Here is a 22,255-nt window from a genome sequence, read left to right as displayed (position 1 = left end):
GTGAAAGCAGGTAATTGCTTTATATATGCAATTACCTGCTTTTTTATTTTCTCCCATTGTAATTAATATTTCGAAGAGGATTTTAGTAAATAAAAATGTTGTTTAATTTGAGGAGAAAATTTTAAAAATAAATTTCTTTATTTCAAGATCATAATTTTCTCTTTTACAAATACTGTAAAACCAGCTGGGTCACCTTCTTCAATTAAATTCATCACTTCACGTTCGCCATCATGAAAAAAAATGATTTTCTTTCCTGTTAATAATCCTTTTTCTACCTCTATCGAATCAATTTTGGCATAATTAAATACTCTAAACGTTTCACTTTCTAAATATTTTGTATAAAAACACATACGTTCATTTGTAGCGACCAATATCCCTTTTCTTTGACCACCCATACCAAATACTTGATATTGAAACATTCCATATAGGCTATTTTCAATAATTTCATTCTCATTAAGATATGATTGTACCAATGTCATAGCCGTATTTAAGTTTTTCATGAAAATTCCTCCTATATACTCTTTTTATTAACTATAAGGTTATTAAAATATTACTATTTTCATCATACAGGATTAAGGGAGTTAATTCCAATTAATACCACTTTTTTAACAACTTTATTATTTGTGAACAAGGGAGAAGTTCGATTAATCAATGTATATTACTCCATAATATAATAAATAATTGTGTAATTTTTATATAGATATATGATTTGTAATACTGCAGTAAAATGGAGGTTATTATGGCAAAAGAAAAAAGAAGCTTATTATGTACATGTGTATACACTTAGAGACAAAAGTACAAAATCAGTAAAAATAAAACCATCGCGCTCCTTGAAAGAAGAAATGAATGTTTTAGCTCTTACGGACAGTGATATTTTATTAAGTCAAATAGTATGGTACGATCCTAACAAAGAGGATACAAAGAAATAAAGGTGTAAACAAGGACTTGTTTTTTAAATATCGTATTGATATAATATAAAAGTAATAAGATTTTACAATAAAATATAAAATTAATCAGTTCGCATATAAGAGAAGACCTCAATATGCGCCATGTCCTTAGGGGACGTGTGCGTGTATTGAGGTCTTTTTGCGTTTTGCGAGCAAAAACACCCGGAGGTGCAGGAATTATGTTGAATTGGTTGTCTGCAAAACTTATGACAACATCAGTAGGGGATTTCTTACTGGCAAAAAGTAGCTTTACGAAGGGTCTTGGTGGTAGTGGCAGTGGTGCCAATGCTGAAACCGTCCAAAAAAGCATGAACACTTTGGTGAAAACTTTAATTGGTTTTGGGGGAATTTGGGTGGCAGCTTGCGTTGTATTTGCAGCTATTAAACTATCTGGTGCACAAGGAAAGAATCCTGAAAACCGTACACAAGCTATGATTGGTTTAGCTTGTGCAGCAATTGGAGGCTTTGTCATGATTAAAGCTTACGATATCGCGGCTTGGGTTACGACAATCTAACATAAGAGTTTGTACAAGCTCTCCTCGATGTGGGGAGAGCTTCTCTTATACAAGGGAGGAAAAAGAATGAGGAAAGTAACCGTTCCTGTTGATATGACTTCGGAACAAAAAACACTATTAGGTGTGCTGAGCAAACGCCAATTGATTTATCTATTGGGTGGCGGAGCATCCCTTTATTTATATGTACCGTTTTTATGGCGACTATTTGCACCTATTGATGCGGTAGTAGCATTTTTTATTTGTTTAATTTTAGCACTACCAACGGTAATAGGTGTTATAGCGTTTGCGTTTATATATAAAGAAAAACAACACATGTACCTAGATAAGTATTTGCTTATTAAAATGCGTAGCCGCTCCGAAAAAGGTAAGTGGAGAAAAGGGTACGAGCCAACTACATGGGCAAAGGAGAATTTGTAAATGTTAGAAATGATATATTTTGCGGCGATAGCCATTGTAGGATTTTTCTTTTATCGGAAAATGAATGGAAAACCGCTGTTTGGTTCTAAGAAAAAAGGGAAAAAGCAAGGTGGAGTAGAGAAACACACTACTGAAAAAGCTGGAAAGAAAAATAAAAAAAATACGCCTGCTGAATCGGAAATTGATGAGGATAATGTTGACTTCTTTCGTGCTTTTGTAGAAGACATTAAGGAAATCGATAATCATATGATTCGGTATCATGATGACACATTTGTCCTAATTGCGGAAGCACACCCAGTTAACTATTACTTACTCTCCAATATGGAACAAGAAGCAATTGATGTCAAAATTGAATCATGGTTAACCACATTAGAGTTTAATACGAAAGTATATATTCAAAGTAAGTTTGTGGATTTAACAGATCCTGTACGCAAAATGACAGAAACGATGAAAGGTGCGAAGGACCTTACACCAGAGACGGTTCTATATGGACAAGAAGTTATCGATAACTTAGAGTACTGGCAGCGTTCGCAACCTCGATATGAACAAAAACGTTATTTAATTTATCCATACAAGGTTGATATTAGTACGATTACTGCTGATACAGAGGACGAGTTAGAAGAAAAGATTGTAGATAAGGCATTTAACGAACTATATCGTCGTTATAATGCATCTCGAAATCTACTATCGAAAGCAAAAATTAATGTAGAAATGTTAACGAAAGATAAATTAATAGAACTTTTATACGTAGCATTTAACCGTCGTAAAGCTGTAAAAGCTCGCTTCCAGGACTTAATTGAAAACGAGAATTTCTCGCTATATTCAACAGGGGAAACGAATGAAAGAAAACTAGAGTTAATGAAGAAAGTGCTAGCGGAAGAAAAAGCAGAAAAATTAAATAACGGGGTGGCGTAAACATGAAGTTGTTCGGAAAAAACAAAAAGGAAAAGAAAAAAATAGAAGCAGAAGAGAGGGACGAATTGGAGCTAGAGGAGGAAGAGTTGGAAGAAGAGGAAATACCGACGCAATTAGACAATCAAACAATAGTGTTTGATGTTATTGCTCCAGAAGGAATGAAAATTGATGCAGAAGATTATGGGGTCATTAAACAATCTTTAGGAAGTAATACGTTCTTCCGTCCGTTTTATATTCCACGTGATGGGTACCCGCGTATGATGCAAACCAACTGGCTGAACATGTTAACTTCGGCTGGGGAAGTGGATGTCATGATTGATATTCATAAAGAGCCAAAAGCTAAGGCAATGCGATCATTAGATATGCAGCTTACAATGTTACGTTCGAATCTTTCTTTCCAACGTACACGAGGAAACATTGACCAAGAAAAAGACTTAGATGCAAAAATTCAAGATACAAACAATTTAATGGATGAAATCCAGTTCAATGAAAACGACTCGTATATGGTGAGTACCATGGGTGTTGCTTACGCAGAATCAAAGAAAGAATTGGACGTTTTATGTGAGTATATTGAAGATGAAATGCAAGCATCTCACTTTAAGATTGCAAGTACTTGGAACCGTGTGAAAAGTGGCTTGAAAGCTACTATGCCACTAGGGGCACCAAATACGCTGCAAGATACTTATCGAAATATCGATAGACGTGCGTTATGTACGTTTGCACCATTTGTATCAGGATCGGGGAGATTTAATGGTGGTATACCAATAGGAAAGAACAAAATTACTGGGCAAGTAGAATTTTTAAATTCATTCGGGAATGCAGATTATCGTCCTCCAAACTATAACATTGGTGTAACAGGGATCTCGGGTTCCGGAAAAAGTTTACTTTTAAAAATGAAGTTAGCTCGTGAAACGTCACTTGCAGATACGCATGCAATGATTATCGATCCAGAAGGAGAATTCGTAAAAATTACAAAACGTTTAGGTGGTATTAATTTAAACATTTCACCTGAAAGTAATATCATTATCAACCCTTGTGCAATCGCTGTAACAGAGCTTCAGATTACGGATAAAGATGAAGAGCTAGAAGCACTTGAACAATACGATAAGAAAGAACTCGTAGAACGTGATGGCGTGAAGTATGTAAGATTTGTACCAATTTTAGAGAAAATCAATGAAATACTAGGATTCTTTGACATTATTATTCGGGGGCAAGACTTTGATCAACCAGGATTAAATGTATTCCAACGTACAATGCTAGAAGATGCGATTCGTGAAGTGTTTAATAAACATGGTATTACCTCACATCCTACCTCTTTATATACAGATGAAGTGAAGAAAGTGGATGGACAATTAATTCAGTCTCAAGTGAGAAAGCCAGAGCCAGAGTTAAAAGAAATCTACGATGTCATAGTAGAAAATCATGGGGACGATGTAAAGGCAGAAGAGTTAATCGCCGCGATTCGTCCGTTCTTACGTGATGGTTCCAAGCCATTATTTGATGGACAAAGTCATTTTGGTCGTGGTGTAGAAACACAATTAAATGAATCACGCGTTGTTAACTTTAATATTAGTCATTTAGAAGAAGGATTCTTAAAACCAATTGCCTTCCACGTTATCCTGAACTATATCTGGGAGCATTGGATTAAAAGTCCAGAACATGCTATCAAGCGAAAAGTATTATATGTGGATGAGATGTGGCAGTTTATCGACTATGAACAAACGGTTAACTTCTTGGAAAAAGTAGCACGTCGTTCACGTAAAAGAAATGCTGGTATGTGTTGGGCGAGTCAGGACTTCGTTCGTATTTTAGAAAATGTAAAAGCTCGTGGTATCTTGCAATCTACTTTCTCTTATTTCTTCTTAGAACAAAATAAGATTGATAAGAAAAAGATCCAGGAGAACTTTAACTTAACTGCTGGGGAGCTTGATATTATTCTCAACAACCCTGGAAAAGGAGAAGGGATTTTCCGAGTGGGAGATAGTTCGGTTTGGATTCAAACTGATCCATCTGACAAAGAAATGATGTTCATTGAATCGAATGAAGCGGTACTACAAGAGCTTTTAAACAATATGAAGAAAGTACAAGGGTACGCAGGATAATAGCGTACTCTTAAAAAGGAAGGTGAAATTATGCTTGAGAAAATAGTAGAGTGGGTCGGAGGCTTAATTATTGCTATAGTAAAGGCTTTTCTTAGTCCGGTGTATGCAACTTTGGATCCGCTGCCAGTTTTAGTGTTTGGAGGAGAGGGAACAGAAGGAAAGGGGACAAACTTAGATTTCTTATTTTCAGGTAATTCTCTAACCAAAGTATTAGACACAGGCATGCCTGTCATGTTCAAGCTTGTTGCTTTTTGTGTCCTTGTCAGTGTAGTTATTACGGCGGCAAAATATTCGGCAACAGCTATTAATCCAAATAATAGAACAGCATTAATAGAGTATGCGAAGGATTTGATGATCATTTCAATTTTTCTTTGGCACCTCGATTACTTCTATACACTCATATTTGAAATCAATTCTTGGATAATAATAGAGTTTAGAGACGCTGTTAATGTGGCAAGTGGGGGGGATTTTGATCCAGATAAGGGTACTAAATTTCTACAACCTGGATTTGGTGGGGCTGGACTTACCATTACTGAGCTGGGTTTGAAAGGTCATGAAAATGACTACATGTTTATTATATTTGGTTTGTTTATAGAAGCTGGTCTCATCGTTTGGGCAAACTTTTACTACTTAATGCGAGCGGTGTCACTATACGTTTTAATGTTAATTGGTCCGTTAATGGTAGGTATGTGGCTATTTCCACAAAAGAAACAACAGACATTATATTGGATACGTGAATTTATAGGAGCGGTGTTCATACAAGCAATTCATGCAATTACCTTATGGCTCATTATTTCTTTAATTGGAGCAGCAAATAGTCCGTTAATCAAATTAATTTTACTTACTATGTTTATCCCCATAGGTGAGATTGTAAAAAGTTTTATTGGCCTTAGTACCAATGCATCAGGTGGTATTCATAGAGCAGGTACGATGATGGGTATGGGTGCTTTAGCAAGTGTGGCTGGACTCGTTAAAGGTGTTCGTGATGACTACCGTAATTCAAAAGCAAAACCTGATGATAAAGGGGATAAAGAAAAGACCAAAGAAGATGCTGATAACCCGAAAGATGCATTAGGAGCGAATTTAGGGACAGATGTTGGTACAACATCTCGTGCAGCTCGTATGTTAAAAGCAGGTCAAATTGGAAGTTCAATTGGTAAAGCAGCGACAGGGCTTGCAGGTATGGCAGCGGGAGCTGGTCTTGGACCGGGAGCGATGGTAGCAGGCTCGCAAGTTGGAAGTGCATTAGGTAGTGCTCCTGGTGCAGTGGCTGGTAGAAGTGTTGCTGCAGTCGGCGAAGGAGCTGTAGCTTTAGGAAAACATATTGGCTCCAGTGTAAAGAAGGGTGCGGACACGTATTCAAATCTAAATGGCGAATCTTATCCGGAACTAACCGATGAAGATATCGCACAGGATTTAGCTACAAAAGACTTTGAAAATTGGAAAGCAGATAATCCGGATTCTGCAGTTGCAAGTCGTTTAAAACAAGCATTCCCTGGTGTGTCCGATGCGGAGATTGCTAAAAAAGTAGCGAAAACAAATAGTGATCAAATGTCTCGTTTCTCAAATCAGCGGAAACAGGATTTACAAAATATGAAGAAAGCCGCTACACCATATGGAAATGCTAGAGATTTAGTAAACGCTGCAACGAATGCATTCGAAAAGGGTTATGAGGCAGACCATAAAGATACGTTTATAGGTCAGTTACCAGAAAATATGTCAGCAGAAGAGAAAGAGAAACATTGGAACGACCATCTGAACACAAAAGTACAAGGATTTAGAAACCACGCAGAACAAGCTGCAACAAAAGCAGGAGCCATGCCAGTTGATGCGAAGGACAAACAAGGAAATAATCTGTTTGATAAGTCCTATGTGAATAAAGATGCGTTTGCTTCCCGACTTGCATTAGGAAAAGTCGGAAAAGCAGTCGAGGATGTAAAAGGAGAAACGTTAGAAAGTGGCCATCAAAATATGGGACAAGTCGGTGCTCTTGTCGGTGCTTCTACTGCTGCATTTAAGAAAGCATATAGTGCAGACCATAAGGCAGGATTCATGAAACAATTCCCTGCAGATATGCCGCAGCAAGAAAAAGAAGCAGCATGGAATAAACATTTAGGTCAAAAAGTACAAGGATTTAAAGATTATGCACAAAAAGCAGCAGAATCAGCTGGTATTGTACAGCAAAAAGACGGTACAAACTATGCGAATAAAGAAGCTTTCGCTTCTCATTTATCACAAAAGTTACAAAAAGATCCTGGTTTAAATGCTATGGGTGTATCTAGTGCAGTAGGCATTCAGAAGGCAGTCAATGGGGTGAAAACGCACGGTTTGACAAGTGGAACAGGAAGCCAGCAAGCAAAACAAGTAAGTAATGTTGGGAACCTGGTACAAGCCTCTACAGAATCCTTTAAACAAGGCTATGCAGCAGAACAACAGGCAAGCTTTATGAAAAACTTGTCCCAAACTATGTCTCAACCACAAAAAGAGCAAGCTTGGCAGTCGCACCTGAATGAAAAAGGAAATGAATTTAAAGCAGTTGCACAACAAGCGGCAGTACAAGCGGGAGCGATGCCCGTACAGGCAAAAGATACCAGTGGCAAGAGTTTACATAATCAATCATATATTAATAAAGATGCCTTTACTTCGCAATTAACGAAAGGTTTACAAGGCCATGCAAGTCTCGGAACGGTGAGCCAACAAGTAGGTTCTGGAATTACTAGTGCAATTCAAGGTGTTCGTTCACATGGTGTAGCGACTGGTGGTGCAATCAATAAAGCTGTATATGTAGCTGCACAAACGCAAGCGAGTGTAGCACGTACAGGAGATCTTTCAGTTGCGGAAATTGAACGCTCTTATGCAGATGCATCAACAAGTGTAGCAAATATTGCACAAAGTGCTGATAAAATGTCTATCCCAACTTCCGCAGTGGGACGTATGACACAGCAAAGTAAGATGATTGGTGTAAGTATGATGGAAGGTACCAAACATCTCGTGCATACAAAAGGATTGCAAAATGTATCAAAAGCATACTTTAATGCGTCTAGTTCTGTTCAGCAGGCAGGTGGAAATACAATGAAAAGCGTGATGAGTGGAACTGCAGCTGCCGTTCATACTTCGTTAGGAGGAAACGCAGCAGAACGTCATTACAATGTGACAAAAGGATTAAGTTATGCAGCTGGTGTGATTGGTGGTGCAGGTGCTTATCAAGCGACTGCGCGTATGGTAAGTAAACATAATCCTTATAACAAAGCTGTTCAAACAGAGGCAAAAGAAATTCAAGAGATTCAAAGAATGGTACCAGCAACAACGGATGCTACTGGAAAACAAGCGGTTGTTCAAGGTGCAGTACGTCTTGTGACGACAAATAATAAATCATGGATTGAAGCAAAAGATTCTAGTGGTGTGACGCAAGTTGTATCTCGTTACGCTAGTGGAGATAGTAGTATTCGTTCCGGACAAGTCGTATATCAAGATTTAAATATTTCGGACGGACAATTAACGCAGTACCGTAATGGTATGAAAGCTACACCAGCGTATATTCAAGATTCTAGTGGTGGGAAAATTAGTATCAACCGTTCTATCAACATTAACCCAAATCAATTAGTAGGAAATCAAAATCAAAGGCCGTTACAAAAGAAACCGGTATTTAATAAACCACCACTTACGGTAAATCACAAGGTAGACAATGGTCACTTCTATATGTCTGATTTAGATCAAGGTGGCTATAAGAATGTACAAATGGTTGTAGAAAGAGATCGTAGTTACATGGTTGCGACAACAACAGACGGTACAGTGTCACGTATTTCGCCGTTCGGAAAAGGAGATACGCGCTTACAAGCAAACCAAAGGATTGAAAGAGCTTGTGAAGTGAAAGACAGTAGTATTAAGCCAAGAGAAGAAACCTTAGTAACACATACACAGGACGAAGTTGTTCGTACAGAGACGCATCTGAATTTATCAGAACATGACCCACAAAATCTGATTCCATTTGCCCCAAATCCTCGCTTGGCACAGCGAAGAGGAAGAAATTCTCAAAATGGAAAATATGGTGTGATAAGTCTATGAGTCAAAATCCTAACGATCCAAATGAACAGAAAAAAAGTAATCCTTTAAAAGATGTAGCTTCCCACTTTATTAAGAAAAAAGGGATGCAAGCGCGTGGGAAGATGGCAAAATTAGCAGGGAAAGCAGGAAAGGCGGCAGCGAAAGTTGCTGCCAAAATGCTAAAAGCAGGTATATTAAAAATTGTGGGTGCTGTTGTGGCAGCGGTTGGAGTACCTGCCGCTTTGATTATGGGAGTAATTATTGCTGTGTGTGTGATTTTAGTCTCTTTTGTACCTTTTACCGATGATGAAGGTAAGACAGAGGAACAAGTAAAAAAATATATGGAAGTCTCAATGGCTCTGAATGTGGATTGGAAAGAGGTTGTCGCCTTTGACATGGCGCGATATGATAATGATTTAACTGGTAAAGATCCGCATGATGCTATATCATATTTCTTGGATATCCAATATGAAGAATATACGGAAAAAGAGGTATGCGAGGCAGGACCGAATGGTCCTTGTGAAAAAAAGAAAAAGGAGATGCAAAAAACCAAGTCTGAAAGTTACTCCGGACCAGATGTAAAAAAGATATTAGGAGATACAGATTTTAAGAAAAAAATAGATGAGATTAATGCGAGTGGAAGTAAAAAAGTGACAACATCTTCTCATGGGCTAGAGAAAGCGATGGAACTCGCAAAGTTTAGTAAAAGTCAAAAAGAGCGTGCTCGTGAGATATTAGAAGCGGGGATGTTAGAAGGAATGTATGGACATCTTGCTCCTACTACTGGTGGATTTATTGGCGGCATGTGTGTAGGTAATGTGAGTCCTGGCGGAGAGCCTGTTAACCTTAATGCAAAAGTTACAGGGTACCTTCCTAAAATTAAAGAAATGGCAGAAAAACATGGTGTTGCTCAATATGTTGGTATTTTGGCTGCCCAAATGATGCAGGAATCAGGTGGAGCAGGAAATGACCCGATGCAGGCTTCAGAGGGGCATTATGGAGACATGAGCTCATCTTGTATAGGTGTAAAGGGAAATGCTCGTGTAGGGTGTATTAAAGATCCCAATATTTCTATAGAAGCAGGTGTACGGGAATTTAAAGATGTACTAGGAAAGGCCAATGGTGACATTGCACTCGCTTTGCAGTCTTACAACTTTGGCGAAGGTTTTATTAGTTACGCTTTAGCAAAGGGTGGCTATTCAGAAGAAACAGCTATTGAGTTCTCAAGAAGTAAAAATCATTTAAATCCAGATGGTTGTAAGGATCCGAATAACTTCAGGACAAAGGTTAATGCGTGCTACGGGGATTTTACATATGTTTCTAAAGTTTTGAAATATTACAAAGATTTAGGGTGTGTGGCAGATGTATCCGGCGAATGGATTTCGGATAAAGGTTGGAAATGGCCAACAAAATCAGGTCGTATTACAGATACGTTTGATGCTTTTCGTGGTGGAAAACAACATAATGCTGTTGATATTGGGGCCATGACCGCCGGAAAAGCTGGAGACCCCGTATGGTCAATGGAAGTAGGTATTGTAACAGCCCAAACAGGAAATGTAAATGGTGGTGGTCTAGGTGTCTATGTAGACCATGGAAATGGGGTTGTATCTCGTTACTTACATTTGAGTAAAATATCAGTTGCACCAGGAACTATGGTGACAAAAGGGCAAATTATTGGGGAAATGGGCGGTTCTAACTTTGATAGAGATACAGGTTTCCTTAATATGAATGGATACGCTGTCCATTTAGATTTCCAAATTCGTATTAATGACCAACCAACAGATCCAATGAAATTCTTTAAGAAAAATGATGATCCAGGGTTATCATCCGGTGGCTCTCCTACAATGACAAATGCTAAACGACAAAAGGTACTGGAAGAAGCGAAAAAATGGCTTGGACAAGGGAAAGTGAGCTATGTATCCGGTGCTAGAAATCCAGCTGCAGGTAGTGCCGATTGCTCTGGATTCACACAATATGTATTTAAAACCAGTATAGGTGTCCAGCTAGGAGATTGGACAGGTGCTCAAATTGGACAAGGAAAACAGGTGCCAGATATCGGTCGTGCACAACCAGGAGATTTAATTTTCTATGAAAATCCGAACCATGTATCTATTTATCTAGGAAATCAGAAAATGATTCATATTGGTGATAATAAAGGTGTACAAATTACAGGTCTAAACTATACGGCAAGAGGACAACATATGACACAAATCCGTAATGTTATAGACTGATTTGGGATGTGAAGAAATGAAGAAAGTCATGAATATGTTAGCGAATCTGCCTCGTAAGTACTTAGTTATATTGGGGATTATTGTGTTAGTAGTAGGCGTTGCTACCTATAATACTATTCATCGTTACATGATGAAATCTCAAGTACAAGAGGAAGAGCAGGTAAATCAAGATGAAATCGAGATGCTTGGTGATAAGCCAAAGGGATTTGATACAAAAGAGGAAGAATATATTGCAAAGACAAAAACAGTAGAGGATTTACTACGAAAAATTTCTAATAGTAGTTATGATGTCCCGTATTTGTTTACAAAGGCTGGATTTGGTATTGAACCAATGAAAATGACAAGCAATGAGCGTATGCTTGCTACAGAAGCTGTACAAAGATATTTCTTAAATGGGGATCAGTTTTACAATGCGCGAATTACCAAAATTGACCGTGGAAAAAAAGTAGATACATTTCATATTGAGGTTTTAATACAGCAAGTAAATTTCTTGGAACCACGACAATTTAAAGTGCAAGTAAATCAGTATGCACAAATTGTAACACCAATTGAACAAATTCCACATGGAGAAGAAGAAGTACCCGTGGATTAAGAAGAAAGTGAGGGTTGTGTAGAAAAACACAACCCTTTTAAAAAAATAAAGAGTACCTAAAATCATTTATTTAATATTCATAATTTTCTGATATAATAAAACTATGGTTAAAAGAAATTTTCATATATCGCTAAAATGAAATGAATATGGAGGAATACAAATGAGAATATTAATTGGAACAGCTGCGAATTTTGTTTCGGGGTATTATATAGGACGAAATTCTGGATTATTAGGAACGTTGCTTGGATGGGCTTTTCTGTTGGGTGGTGGCTATCTGTTAATAGAAAATTGGGATAGCATCACAGTATGGATGCATAGTTTGAATATTGTACGAGGGCTAGATGGTTACGAAGATATGAGCAATGGCTTCATTTTCATCTGTTTGGTAGTAAGTGGCTTTATTTTTATCTTGTTGTCCCCGATTTTCGTTATTTTATTAATAGTTTGTTTTGTATTAATGAATATTGTAGCTTGTACACTTGTGTTATTAACATCACCAAGTACATATATAAAGAAGAAAGATAAGGAGAACGAATGGGAATGAGTACATTTGAAGGTTGCATAAGGTTTGATACATATCTATGGAATTATAATTGTTAAATTAATATATAGCATTTAAAAAGAGGGCGGAGGAAGATAGTGTTTAAAGATATATATGTATTATTTCCACCAGAAGGGAAAGAAAGCATCGAATTTCAATTCATTTTAGAAATGAAAGAAATATTCTTACCTTATGTACGGATATTTTTGGGGTAAGTAAAAAAGAGCGCACACTTATAAAAGTTTTTTTACTTATTGTTACTGCGATTAGCAGTAGCGAAAACATAATGAAAGTGGAGGATGGAATTAAGAATATGAGTAGTGGTATTAAATATAAATCGGGTTTCGTCATTTTGATTTATTTTGTTATGACACAATTTGTAGGGATAATAGGTGTACTATTGCTAGCAAAGACAGGTTGGTATGATATTCATGGAAACCAACAGCAAGCAATTCAACAACTTCTTGTGCATTGGGAACTAATTGGGTTTTCACTTATGCTGATAATCATTTTTCTTATATATAGTAAAGAATTAATAAATGATCCAAAGTTATCGATTAAATTATCAAGAAATTCATTCATATGGATTTTAGTTGGGATCATATTCGTATTTCTTGCTCAGATGGTTGGTAGTGTGTTAGATAAGAGTGTATTCCAGCTAACTACGCAATCAGCAAATACGTCTAGTACAGTCGCTGCAGCAGCAATATCTCCTGTGGCACTTATTTCAATTGTTCTTCTTGCACCTTTAGTAGAAGAGTTTGTTTTTCGTTATGCGGCTATAAACATTTTAATGTCTAAGTTTAAGAAAACTTGGAGCATACTAATAAGCTCATTGTTCTTTTCTATCATGCATTTTGATTTTCCATTTATATTTGGATATTTTCTAATTGGGGTTATACTCGCTTTAGTATATGTGCGTACTAATAGGTTACTAGTATCATTTGTTGTTCATGCTAGTATGAACTTAATTGTTGTTATACTCCAGATTTCTTGACGAAAAAGCAGCGGATTGGTGCAAATTACTAGTGATCTAGTTTTGTATGTTTATGGATTTAAAATTATGATAAGATTAATAAGAATACATTTGAAAATGTGGGTTCAAGTTGCTGTATTGACTGAATTGCACACAAAAAAACCAATTCCATTACACGGGAATTGGTTTTTTTGGTGTGTGTTTTGTTAGCATAATTATTGACGGCCTAAAGGAGAGTTGTTTCTTTGTAGTTTAGTATAACTTAAATGAAAAGAAAGTTCAAAATAAAATGATAAATATTTACATATTTTTTAAAAAGTAACTCAAAAATGTAAGGATATGGTTTATGATGGTGGTGAAACACTCTCCTATGTTTCTAGTGAGTATATCTTTTATCTGTTTTGGTGCGAAATCTGTCGATGGATTTTGCACTTTTTTATTTATTGTTTAATAGGTTTAATTTAATTATTTGAAAGGGGGAAATTAGTATGTTTGAGAATAAAGAATACCTTATACAAGAAGGTTATGAGATTAAAGAATATTTAAGAAAAAATGGAGATTGGTACTATTTTAAAGTACATACTTTTTGGTCTGGAAAACATTTAGTAAAAGTAAAAGATGGAGTATTTGGTTTTAGAATAGAAAAAGCGTAAATAGAGGGATTTATTCTGTATAAGTGCACTTATACAGAATAAATCCCATAATAAAAATACTGTAACTAGCAAAATTAAAGTTTACTTTCATTTCTTTCATCTTTAACCCAATTAGTGCTATAAGGGGTCTTGCAAACAAAACGTGGATTTCGTATGGTAAGGAATTATTCGGTGTCTTTTTTTAATATATCAATTAATAAAATGGGCTATATAAATAATTTGTTATACTTCCGTGTATCCTAGCTGATATAATGTATAAGGCAATTATTGGTTAATGAATAGCGTACATATATTAGGGAGGTACATAAGTCATGGAGTTAATAGTTTTTTCATTTGTATTAGTGGTAGTATTCTTTATTCTTTCGATAGTTTTAAGTGGTAAAGGTCAGCGAATAGCAAAAGAAGTTTTAAAAGAGCTTATTAATGGTCCTGAGGGGAAAATGTTGGTAGGTTTTTTTGGAACTTTAGCAGTTATAGGAGTAATTTTTGTCATTTGGCTTTTATTGAACTAAGCATTCCGGTTACTCAGGCTGATACAAGGTGCAAGAAAATTACTGGATAATTAAAGGTACATATATATTAGGAGGTACATAGGCCATGTTAGAGGTAATTACAGCATTTTTCTTACTAATTCTCCATTCCATTGTTTATCTCTTTTCAAGTGGAGAAACAAAGCAAATAGCAAAAAAACATATAAAAGAAATTCTCAATAGTCCGGATGGAGTAATAATATTAATCGTTGCTGCGGCACTTTTAATCGGGGGGATATATTTATTATCATTATGATTTCAAATACCTTAGCTTAAATCGTATAAAGAAATTAATAGTATACATATAGTAGGGAGTCATAAATAATGATATTTATAATTGTGCTATTTTTCATATTTATAATCTCTATTATTCTTTCATTATTTTCAAAAGGTGAAACTCAGCAAGAAGCAAAAGAAGTTGTAAATGACATTGTTACCGGTCCTAATGGGAAAACACTCTTAATCGTTGCTGTGGTATTTGTAATCGGAGGGGTATTTATTGTTGGTAGTATTGTAAATAATGGCTATGAACCAAATACACATCCAAGTATACGAGACGATCGTAATCCTTTAGGATGTGCTCATTATGGTGGCGAATGGGACACTGGCGGTCTTTTTGGAGAAGCCAAATGTGTTTATAATAAAACTGATGAATCGGATAATAAATAATATACATAAAGAAAAGGCTCCCATATAAGGGTGCCTTTTCTAATAGTTTTTTAGCAGAAGCAAGCAGCTCCAACTATGATTAATAAAATAAATAATACGACTAATATGGTGACCCCTGGTAATTTGGGCTTTTATAGGTTGTTTACTTAATTATGTATGGACAATTCTCTAAATATGTTAGTTTTAAATATACTCTTAAGATAACAGAGCAAAATTGGAATTGATCAATTTTGTATTTAGAGAGGTGATAATTTATGCCAGGATATACAACTCAGGAGGATGTTATTGATTTTAAAATTTGTAATGAATGTTCACTAGCTAATACTCCATTTTATACTTATCCAGGAGTTCCTTTATTGGGAAAAATAAAACAAAGTACAGGATGTGGGGCTGCACATCCTGGAGCACTTGATTTGGAGGTTCCAAATATTAAAATAGGTACTCCTGTATATGCTGCAGAAGCAGGGTATATTAATGTGTTATCATCTGGTAATGAACCATGTGGATGTAAAAACGAGTGTAATAAGGGTAATTTAGTTTCGATAAGAAGTTTTAGTGATAAATTTATTACTCAATATGTCCATGTAACTCCGCTTCCTGGTCTTAAATTAAAGGATCAGGTAAATGTAGGTCAACAAATTGGTACAGTTGATCAGTCAGGTAGTTCTTGTAATCCTCATGTTCATATGGCTAGGTATACTCCTACTGGCATTCCTACTTGTAATTGGCAATTAGGTGTAACGGCTCATACTGTTCCATCTCATCTTTATCCTTATCCTCATTTCCATCCTACTCATCCTAGCGTGCCAACCAATCCAGGGGGAGTAACAGCTCATCCTTATTTGCCCCCTGCAGGGCCAGGTGGTTATCATCCTAGAGTTTATCTGATTCCTTCTCCATATTTATATTGGTAAAGAATTTATATATGTAGTTATAATACATTTTTTGTTCTCTGCACATGGTGTAGGGATTTTTTTTATAAAGAAAGAGCACCTTTACAAGTGCTCTTAAAATAATGCTGTAATATATTCAGGGTTTTTAATTGCTATAACGATAAATGCAAATAGCAGTACCATAAAAATCAATTGAATATATTGTCTAGTTTGATTAGGAATTATACTTCGAATCCAGTCTGAGAAAATCGCAAGTCCAATACATAACACGATAAAAATCATTAAAATAATCCCTGCAATCTCAGGAACTCCTTGGAATGGATTAGGTATATTTATTTGGAAATCCATATTACTTTCCTTTCTAATAAAAATCATTTTATATTAATAATACATTATATGTTTTATAAAGAAAAGACACCACAAGGTGCCTTTCTCTGACTTGAACCACTTTAATTTTAATAACACCATTTTACAACTACAAATATATCTTTAATCTTTCATATAATATTTTAACATTTTTTTCAGTTAATTGCATGTAACTGGTAAAAAATAGTCTATTTCTTGTAAACTCCTTTTCTCCATACCCACTCAATAGGACCATAACGGAAATATTTACTCCAAATCTTGCTGAATATGATTTGTACAAAAATAATTACAAGCCCAAAGATACATAGTTGCCAGTAATATACGTGTGAGACATCTTTAAAGCACCACGAAAGAATGACAAGCGTAATTATGCTTTGAGTGATGTAATTCGTTAAAGCATACTGGCCAACGTTCATAAAGGGGTGCAGGCATTCTATATATTTTTTATTCTCACAAACTCTCAGTAGAGTACAAATATAGAATATAGCTAGCATTTTCCCTCCAAATAGAATCCATAGTTGTACATCCTGAGAGTAATAGACATCTGTTTTTATAAAGTAGTAGAGAATAGGACAAGAGAGAAGGCATGAGATACATAACGAACTCCACTGTAAAAATCTAATTTTCTTTATTAATTCCGGTACCCTTTTAAAAATATTTTTCTTACCAGCCCATAACCCTATTAAAAATAAGCCTATATATTCCGGAATTCCTATTAGTAGTTGCTGGAATTCCTGAGTCATTAGAAAGAAAAGACGTGCTTTTACTTGATGAGAATAATGTATAAATAGATTTACAGTGTGATTGGTAGTGTTACCTGTAAACATATATTGATAGTAATTTGGTACTTCAGTAATAGAAGAACTTGCTCGTAAAAATACAATAATATGTAATACATAACTAACCGTTAGGAAACTACAACCAGCTATAAAAATAAGCTTAGTAGATCGCTTATAAAAGAACAATAGAATAAATCCAGCTATAGCATACGCATGTAGAATATCTCCATACCATAGAAAGGTGAAATGGAGTAAACCGAAGACTAGTAAAATACATAGTCTCCGGGTAAATAGCTTATACATATGATATCCTTTTGCTTCTGTATTTTTCATAAAGATATAAAATCCTACTCCAAATAAGAATGCGAAAATAGTGTAGAACTTTGCTTGTATAAACAAATCTACTAAAAAACGAATCGTTTTATCTGTACCGGTGTAACCTGCCTGATTAAAGGGATCTAGTCCCGTCATAGAGGGTAGATTCGCAAATAGGATACATAGTATGGCGATACCTCTTATTATGTCTAACGAATGAATCCGGACGTTTTGTTGCATGTTAATTCTCCTTTCTTACAAAGAAAAACGAGCACTATACTAGCTAGCGCTCGAATTACGTCTTGCAAAGAATCCATCATAGGTAGCAGCTGAAACAGCTCCTTCTAAACGTTCAACTTCTTCACCTCTGTTATAAGCTACAACAACTGGAGTACCTGGAATGTCGAACTCTTGAAAGGCACTTTGATTTTCTGGTGTAGAGATATCAATACGATAGATGGTTCTATCATGCTTTTTTGACATACGATTGATATCTGGTGCAGCTTTTTTACAAAAATGACAGGTAGGTTGATAGTAATACGCAATGAACTCTTCATGGGATTGTATTTTTTCCTTTAATTCTTCTTTTGAAATATCTTTTATATTTTCAGGTAATCCTTTTACATCTGCAGCAGATACAATTGTTTTTTCTGGTGCTATAGTTTCTGTTTTGACTGATTCATTCTTAGTTAAAGTAAAGATCGTGATACATGCAACGCATAAAGTTGTGATAACTGCTCCAATTTTGTAGACTTTTTTCATAGTAAATTCCTCCTTAAAGTAAAAAAAAAGGACAAACCTCGCCCGAGTTAACTGGGCGTAAGGTTTGTCCTTCACGCTACGTACAATAGAGTATAAACAATGGAAACAAATTTTCTATCTGTATAATACCATAAGATTTATATAGAATGCTATAAGAATTTTAAAAGAAAAACAAAGGAACAACTTAATCATAAAATTTCATGTACCAGATTACATATTAAAAACAATAAACAACACGACAAGGGGATTCTCTGTGGTGTATCCAACTGATTGGGACATCCAATAAGCATAAAATCATTCAACAAACACATCTCAAAAAGTGTGTGTACTTATGAAGTGTGTCTTAAGTACATTTTGATACCTTTTGAAGTAGTTTAAGCTGCATAGAATATACTATATCTAAAGGTGTACCTTTTGAAGTGTTAAGGTATGAAATGATTTAAGGTTTGGAAAAATTTAAATAATAAAATATAAGAATTAGTCAGGGGTATGTTCAGTTTAAATTCCGGTAAATGTATTTTAGAATTAATTATGAGAACTCTTTATTAAGAAATGGTGTCTGTAGCAAGTGTGGAGAAATATAGAAAATCACTGGAAGTGATTGCGCTTTGGGTTAACTTAGTATTAAGGTAACTTTCCTAAGTAAGTATTTAAGAGGTGAATAATTTGAATTTCACATATAAGAGACCATTAATTTTTATAGTCCTACTGTAGGCCTCACCATACCATTTCGGGAAAATTGTACGTTTAGACACAATTTGGACACATTTTAAGCGTTTCCTGTACGTTATGAGACATCTGTCCAGAAAACCTTATGTTTATGAACAGAGGATAAAACTTAATAATATTAACGTTTTCTAGCTATAATCATGTCCATAAAGTGTGTAAATATATCAATGTTCAATTAAGCTTAGGCTTTTATCTTTCTGAACATGTAGTTATTTCTAAAAAGGTTGTAACGCTAAGGTTTGATATCCCTTAGCGTACAATTTTCCCAGAATGATATGGTGACCCTTTAGAGCTTACAAATAATATTGAAGCCTCTCCCTCTATTTTTCTCTTGAGAAATAAAATCCCTAATTTTCCCAATAAACAAATAAATATTTCTATAATTTCTTTATATTTACATTACTGTAAAAGGTGTTACAGTGTATCTGTACCATATAAAACCATTAAGGGGGAATTTTTTATGTTCAAGAAGTTCGCAATTGGGGCATTGGTAACAGGTATCGCACTAACGGGAGGGATTGGCTCTGCGTCAGCTAGCGTAATGGACACACCAGCACCTGCAAAAGTTGCAACAGCACTTCCATGTCCTGAATACATCGGTAACGGTAAATATGCACGCACTGTCCCGAAATTTGGTAGTAGCTTCGCCGAAAGCTTTACGGAGTATACGTGCCACGGCAAAATTAAATGGTACCTGAAATCTATACAGTCAAATGGGGCAGGCTATTATGAAGGTAGCGTTATAAACTAATAGTTACACAAAAAAGCCTCAGTTATTTGAGGCTTTTTCTTCTGTGTTTTGTGTTTAGGAAAGAAAAGCGCAAACTTGTTGCATTTAATAATGAAATGACCGAGAGTGCTAAAAGAGTTATCGCCACATGACATATGTCAATTTTATTTTTTATTTTTTAATATTCAAATATTATTTTATAAAGTTAAACAAACTAACAATATTTGTGAAACGTGTTAAGGTTATTGTGTAAACAGAAAAAAATATTAAGAACGGAGGATTATGGAACTTATGGGGATTAAAAAACTATTATTAACATCTTTTATGTTCGGTGCAATCATCTTAGGATCTACGCAAAATGCTAGCGCTAATACAATTAATGATGACACTATCAAATCTCTTCCAGAAGGGGTGGAGAAATATTACCCAACAAACCCTGAACTTTTAGTGGATAAAAATTATGATGATTACAAGGATTCTGAAGATTCAATAATTAGACCTCCATATGCTGCAGCCCTTAAAATTAAAGAGCAACTTCCAAGAAATGTTTATCTTTCAACACAGGACAAGTCGCAGTCTACATCTAGACTACAACTTTATAGTGGCGACAATTTAGGTATGAACGTAGAACCCAAAAAATTTAATGAAAAAGGGCGAGGTACAATTGTTGGTATAATATATCGTAATGGTGAGTATTACGATACCTATGTATTTTATAATACAAAGAGATTCACTACTACCATAAAGACTGGTGATTTATCGCAATATTCATTGAGATTATACTGTGGAAACCCAAGGGAATTAGAAACTGGGTGTCAAGCAAGTGGAGTTATTTATCCAGTAAAATAAACTGCACCTAGGAGGTCTTTACCCCACTCAAAATTCAATACTCTTTCAGTACCAAAAAAGTTGTCAAAATAAAAAGGAGTAGCAAATGCTACTCCTTCACTAATTTTTTACTGGTGCTCTTTCAAAAACTGCTACGACTCTTTTATATCTTTTTTCTATAAAATCAACAATACCCAAACTTGTTATATACCTCTCAAACACTTCAGATTTATCTCTAACTAACCTTCAATTTCTTATCCATACACAACAAATAATCCCCTCAGACGAGCCAAGAGACCCTTTAAATGTATATCTCGTTATTTTTGTTCTCACTTCATCAGAAACCATACTAAGAGTATGCAAGATTGTTTACAAAAAAAGAATAGCGGAAACCCCTAGAATCCCCGCTACATCAACGATGTATAAAATCCTGTATACCAAATAAACAGACAAAAAAGAAGAATCCCTGTAGCTACAAGGATTCTATCAAAGTATTTGCTACCGAGAACGAAAATTATGTAAATAAGCTGTCCATATGGACAGCTTATTTTATTTTTTGCTTAGCGTGGTTTTTTTCCGAAATGCTGGCGGTACCCCATCACCATCAAGATAAGACAAACAAATACCCCAAAACGAGAGAATTGACATCTTCAGGCGAAAATGGGCAATTTTTTTGTTTTGGGGTATTATAAAAATCTTAAGTTGATGGGCATGTGGCGGTACCCCTATAAGTACACTTGCAAGTATATTTATAGATGTACTTATAAGTAAGTTATTTGTATTCCTGTCTATATAATTTAAACGAATAAATAGCTCCAACGAAGAATACAAAGGCTTCAAATAATATAAAGATTTGACGGAAATTCTCAATATCCTTACCAACTAGAGAAATAAATATAGCATTCATTAGAATTTGAGTAGTAAACATACGAGAAGTAATTTTTAAATAAATAGCATTTGTTCTTTCATCTGGTTTACCAATTTTTTTGTAAATAATAATAAGTGCAATTACTGAACCCAAAAATAGAAGTGCTGTAAGTCCCACAACGATATTGAAATTACCTGTACTTTCTAACATCCATTTATTTAATAGATCAATCATTATTATCTTCCTTTCCTACATAAGAGAATATTTCGTACTTCTTTTTCACTATAATAAAAAAAGAAAAAGGAAAACATCGAAGTTTCTTACAAACATTCGTGTATTCTTACAGTTTTGTCATTTTGTAAATATATTCATCGCCTTGCCTTTCACTATTTTCCTTGGAAAACATAGTGAATTACTAGAAAGAGCGCTACAAGATCAACTTCCAAGAAGTAGTGCACTAAACCTCTTAATTAATGCAATTAGTATGTGGAATACTATTTATTTAAGTGAAGCAATAAAAACTTTGAAGAAAAAAGAACATTTTGATGGTTCTACCCCATCACCATCAAGCTAAGAAAACAAATACCCTCAAAGGAGAAAAATCGATATAACTCTTCGGCAAATAAAGATAACTCTTGTTTTTGGTACATATTCATAAAAAGCACCTCACCCTTTCTCATTAACATAAGAGAATAGTAACGTGCTTTTAATTTCAAAAATAGTCTAAATCCTTAGGTTGATGGATGTGCATAGCTATCAAGTTAACAAAAGTAAATACCAAAAAAATGAAAAATTTATCCTTTCATACGAACTACAACATATTTTTGTTTTGTAAAACCATGCGATCTTTGAT

At 35.1% G+C, this 22,255-nt stretch carries 22 protein-coding genes and 2 pseudogenes; 18 read left to right on the top strand and 6 right to left on the bottom strand.

Features of this window, described 5'->3' with window-relative positions:
* Positions 1-137 precede the first annotated feature (137 nt).
* Positions 138-500 (bottom strand): PH domain-containing protein, encoded by a 363-nt coding sequence (locus MR170_RS15310; protein WP_074790568.1) that lies wholly within the window; start codon positions 498-500, stop codon positions 138-140.
* A 204-nt stretch (positions 501-704) separates the two neighbouring features.
* Here MR170_RS15310 and MR170_RS15305 point away from each other — a divergent pair, with 204 nt between their 5' ends.
* The 14 genes from MR170_RS15305 to MR170_RS15240 all read left to right on the top strand — a co-directional run bounded on the left by MR170_RS15305 (position 705) and on the right by MR170_RS15240 (position 15,132).
* Positions 705-929, top strand: a complete 225-nt coding sequence (locus MR170_RS15305; protein ID WP_053512473.1) for a hypothetical protein — start codon at positions 705-707, stop codon at positions 927-929.
* Between the two features lie 113 nt (positions 930-1,042).
* Positions 1,043-1,462, top strand: a complete 420-nt coding sequence (locus MR170_RS15300) for a hypothetical protein (protein ID WP_016083212.1) — start codon at positions 1,043-1,045, stop codon at positions 1,460-1,462.
* Positions 1,463-1,528: 66 nt separating this feature from the next.
* Positions 1,529-1,879 carry a PrgI family protein gene (locus MR170_RS15295; RefSeq protein ID WP_017762560.1) on the top strand — a complete coding sequence of 117 codons (351 nt, stop codon included), beginning with the start codon at positions 1,529-1,531 and terminating at the stop codon, positions 1,877-1,879.
* Entirely contained in the window at positions 1,880-2,794 is a 915-nt protein-coding gene (locus MR170_RS15290) for a hypothetical protein (protein ID WP_242308587.1), read from the top strand. It abuts the gene before it with no gap.
* 2 nt (positions 2,795-2,796) lie between these two features.
* Complete coding sequence (locus MR170_RS15285) at positions 2,797-4,896, top strand: VirB4 family type IV secretion system protein (RefSeq protein ID WP_242308586.1); 2,100 nt, start codon at positions 2,797-2,799, stop codon at positions 4,894-4,896.
* 30 nt (positions 4,897-4,926) lie between these two features.
* Positions 4,927-8,961 carry a type IV secretion system protein gene (locus tag MR170_RS15280; protein ID WP_242308585.1) on the top strand — a complete coding sequence of 1,345 codons (4,035 nt, stop codon included), beginning with the start codon at positions 4,927-4,929 and terminating at the stop codon, positions 8,959-8,961.
* Positions 8,958-11,171, top strand: coding sequence for a lysozyme family protein (locus tag MR170_RS15275; RefSeq protein WP_242308584.1), 2,214 nt, complete (start codon positions 8,958-8,960; stop codon positions 11,169-11,171). Before MR170_RS15280 ends, MR170_RS15275 begins: the two co-directional genes overlap by 4 nt.
* Before the next feature lie 16 nt (positions 11,172-11,187).
* Positions 11,188-11,763, top strand: a complete 576-nt coding sequence (locus tag MR170_RS15270; protein ID WP_242308583.1) for a hypothetical protein — start codon at positions 11,188-11,190, stop codon at positions 11,761-11,763.
* 160 nt (positions 11,764-11,923) lie between these two features.
* Positions 11,924-12,307, top strand: coding sequence for a hypothetical protein (locus tag MR170_RS15265; RefSeq protein ID WP_242308582.1), 384 nt, complete (start codon positions 11,924-11,926; stop codon positions 12,305-12,307).
* Between the two features lie 310 nt (positions 12,308-12,617).
* Positions 12,618-13,301: a CPBP family intramembrane glutamic endopeptidase gene (locus MR170_RS15260; RefSeq protein WP_242308581.1), complete on the top strand. Its 684-nt coding sequence runs from the start codon at positions 12,618-12,620 to the stop codon at positions 13,299-13,301.
* A gap of 467 nt (positions 13,302-13,768) precedes the next feature.
* The gene (locus tag MR170_RS15255) at positions 13,769-13,933 is read left to right on the top strand and encodes a hypothetical protein (RefSeq protein WP_242308579.1); all 165 of its coding nucleotides are present in this window, start codon (positions 13,769-13,771) and stop codon (positions 13,931-13,933) included.
* A gap of 311 nt (positions 13,934-14,244) precedes the next feature.
* Complete coding sequence (locus MR170_RS15250; RefSeq protein WP_197241603.1) at positions 14,245-14,445, top strand: hypothetical protein; 201 nt, start codon at positions 14,245-14,247, stop codon at positions 14,443-14,445.
* 85 nt (positions 14,446-14,530) lie between these two features.
* The gene (locus tag MR170_RS15245) at positions 14,531-14,719 is read left to right on the top strand and encodes a hypothetical protein (RefSeq protein ID WP_000895161.1); all 189 of its coding nucleotides are present in this window, start codon (positions 14,531-14,533) and stop codon (positions 14,717-14,719) included.
* A 68-nt stretch (positions 14,720-14,787) separates the two neighbouring features.
* A complete protein-coding gene (locus MR170_RS15240) occupies positions 14,788-15,132 on the top strand; it encodes a hypothetical protein (protein WP_000576237.1) in 345 nt (114 codons plus the stop codon).
* A 50-nt stretch (positions 15,133-15,182) separates the two neighbouring features.
* On the opposite strand, the pseudogene MR170_RS15235 reads toward MR170_RS15240, so the two are convergent.
* Positions 15,183-15,248 (bottom strand): annotated as a pseudogene (locus MR170_RS15235) (YjcZ family sporulation protein); the annotation flags it as partial.
* A 138-nt stretch (positions 15,249-15,386) separates the two neighbouring features.
* On the opposite strand from MR170_RS15235, the gene MR170_RS15230 reads away from it, so the two are divergent.
* On the top strand, positions 15,387-16,046 hold the full coding sequence (locus MR170_RS15230) for a M23 family metallopeptidase (RefSeq protein ID WP_242308578.1): 660 nt from the start codon (positions 15,387-15,389) through the stop codon (positions 16,044-16,046).
* A gap of 93 nt (positions 16,047-16,139) precedes the next feature.
* Here the strand turns inward: MR170_RS15230 and MR170_RS15225 are convergent, their stop codons facing one another.
* The 3 genes from MR170_RS15225 to MR170_RS15215 all read right to left on the bottom strand — a co-directional run bounded on the left by MR170_RS15225 (position 16,140) and on the right by MR170_RS15215 (position 18,247).
* On the bottom strand, positions 16,140-16,373 hold the full coding sequence (locus MR170_RS15225) for a hypothetical protein (RefSeq protein WP_000347325.1): 234 nt from the start codon (positions 16,371-16,373) through the stop codon (positions 16,140-16,142).
* 206 nt (positions 16,374-16,579) lie between these two features.
* Positions 16,580-17,725, bottom strand: a complete 1,146-nt coding sequence (locus MR170_RS15220; RefSeq protein ID WP_242308577.1) for a DUF418 domain-containing protein — start codon at positions 17,723-17,725, stop codon at positions 16,580-16,582.
* A gap of 39 nt (positions 17,726-17,764) precedes the next feature.
* A complete protein-coding gene (locus MR170_RS15215) occupies positions 17,765-18,247 on the bottom strand; it encodes a thioredoxin family protein (protein WP_242308576.1) in 483 nt (160 codons plus the stop codon).
* Between the two features lie 1,189 nt (positions 18,248-19,436).
* On the opposite strand from MR170_RS15215, the gene MR170_RS15210 reads away from it, so the two are divergent.
* Positions 19,437-19,727 (top strand): hypothetical protein, encoded by a 291-nt coding sequence (locus MR170_RS15210; protein WP_061185019.1) that lies wholly within the window; start codon positions 19,437-19,439, stop codon positions 19,725-19,727.
* A 270-nt stretch (positions 19,728-19,997) separates the two neighbouring features.
* Positions 19,998-20,555 carry a hypothetical protein gene (locus tag MR170_RS15205; RefSeq protein ID WP_002081503.1) on the top strand — a complete coding sequence of 186 codons (558 nt, stop codon included), beginning with the start codon at positions 19,998-20,000 and terminating at the stop codon, positions 20,553-20,555.
* A gap of 751 nt (positions 20,556-21,306) precedes the next feature.
* Here MR170_RS15205 and MR170_RS15200 read toward each other — a convergent pair.
* Positions 21,307-21,636, bottom strand: a complete 330-nt coding sequence (locus MR170_RS15200; RefSeq protein WP_014893252.1) for a hypothetical protein — start codon at positions 21,634-21,636, stop codon at positions 21,307-21,309.
* Between the two features lie 139 nt (positions 21,637-21,775).
* On the opposite strand from MR170_RS15200, the pseudogene MR170_RS15195 reads away from it, so the two are divergent.
* A pseudogene (locus tag MR170_RS15195) lies at positions 21,776-21,949 on the top strand (Tn3 family transposase); the annotation flags it as partial.
* Positions 21,950-22,255 lie beyond the last annotated feature (306 nt).

The organism is Bacillus cereus group sp. BfR-BA-01524, assembly GCF_022662595.1.
GTDB lineage: Bacteria > Bacillota > Bacilli > Bacillales > Bacillaceae_G > Bacillus_A > Bacillus_A thuringiensis_S.
This window is presented reverse-complemented; position numbering and strand designations above follow the sequence as displayed.

Excerpts from the sequence above, each read along its gene's own strand:
- MR170_RS15310 (WP_074790568.1), bottom strand. The coding sequence starts at position 500 with ATGAAAAACTTAAATACGGCTATGACATTGGTACAATCATATCTTAAT.
- MR170_RS15305 (WP_053512473.1), top strand. The coding sequence starts at position 705 with ATGATTTGTAATACTGCAGTAAAATGGAGGTTATTATGGCAAAAGAAA.
- MR170_RS15300 (WP_016083212.1), top strand. The coding sequence starts at position 1,043 with ATGCGCCATGTCCTTAGGGGACGTGTGCGTGTATTGAGGTCTTTTTGC.
- MR170_RS15295 (WP_017762560.1), top strand. The coding sequence starts at position 1,529 with ATGAGGAAAGTAACCGTTCCTGTTGATATGACTTCGGAACAAAAAACA.
- MR170_RS15290 (WP_242308587.1), top strand. The coding sequence starts at position 1,880 with ATGTTAGAAATGATATATTTTGCGGCGATAGCCATTGTAGGATTTTTC.
- MR170_RS15285 (WP_242308586.1), top strand. The coding sequence starts at position 2,797 with ATGAAGTTGTTCGGAAAAAACAAAAAGGAAAAGAAAAAAATAGAAGCA.
- MR170_RS15280 (WP_242308585.1), top strand. The coding sequence starts at position 4,927 with ATGCTTGAGAAAATAGTAGAGTGGGTCGGAGGCTTAATTATTGCTATA.
- MR170_RS15275 (WP_242308584.1), top strand. The coding sequence starts at position 8,958 with ATGAGTCAAAATCCTAACGATCCAAATGAACAGAAAAAAAGTAATCCT.
- MR170_RS15270 (WP_242308583.1), top strand. The coding sequence starts at position 11,188 with ATGAAGAAAGTCATGAATATGTTAGCGAATCTGCCTCGTAAGTACTTA.
- MR170_RS15265 (WP_242308582.1), top strand. The coding sequence starts at position 11,924 with ATGAGAATATTAATTGGAACAGCTGCGAATTTTGTTTCGGGGTATTAT.
- MR170_RS15260 (WP_242308581.1), top strand. The coding sequence starts at position 12,618 with ATGAGTAGTGGTATTAAATATAAATCGGGTTTCGTCATTTTGATTTAT.
- MR170_RS15255 (WP_242308579.1), top strand. The coding sequence starts at position 13,769 with ATGTTTGAGAATAAAGAATACCTTATACAAGAAGGTTATGAGATTAAA.
- MR170_RS15250 (WP_197241603.1), top strand. The coding sequence starts at position 14,245 with ATGGAGTTAATAGTTTTTTCATTTGTATTAGTGGTAGTATTCTTTATT.
- MR170_RS15245 (WP_000895161.1), top strand. The coding sequence starts at position 14,531 with ATGTTAGAGGTAATTACAGCATTTTTCTTACTAATTCTCCATTCCATT.
- MR170_RS15240 (WP_000576237.1), top strand. The coding sequence starts at position 14,788 with ATGATATTTATAATTGTGCTATTTTTCATATTTATAATCTCTATTATT.
- MR170_RS15230 (WP_242308578.1), top strand. The coding sequence starts at position 15,387 with ATGCCAGGATATACAACTCAGGAGGATGTTATTGATTTTAAAATTTGT.
- MR170_RS15225 (WP_000347325.1), bottom strand. The coding sequence starts at position 16,373 with ATGGATTTCCAAATAAATATACCTAATCCATTCCAAGGAGTTCCTGAG.
- MR170_RS15220 (WP_242308577.1), bottom strand. The coding sequence starts at position 17,725 with ATGCAACAAAACGTCCGGATTCATTCGTTAGACATAATAAGAGGTATC.
- MR170_RS15215 (WP_242308576.1), bottom strand. The coding sequence starts at position 18,247 with ATGAAAAAAGTCTACAAAATTGGAGCAGTTATCACAACTTTATGCGTT.
- MR170_RS15210 (WP_061185019.1), top strand. The coding sequence starts at position 19,437 with ATGTTCAAGAAGTTCGCAATTGGGGCATTGGTAACAGGTATCGCACTA.
- MR170_RS15205 (WP_002081503.1), top strand. The coding sequence starts at position 19,998 with ATGGGGATTAAAAAACTATTATTAACATCTTTTATGTTCGGTGCAATC.
- MR170_RS15200 (WP_014893252.1), bottom strand. The coding sequence starts at position 21,636 with ATGATTGATCTATTAAATAAATGGATGTTAGAAAGTACAGGTAATTTC.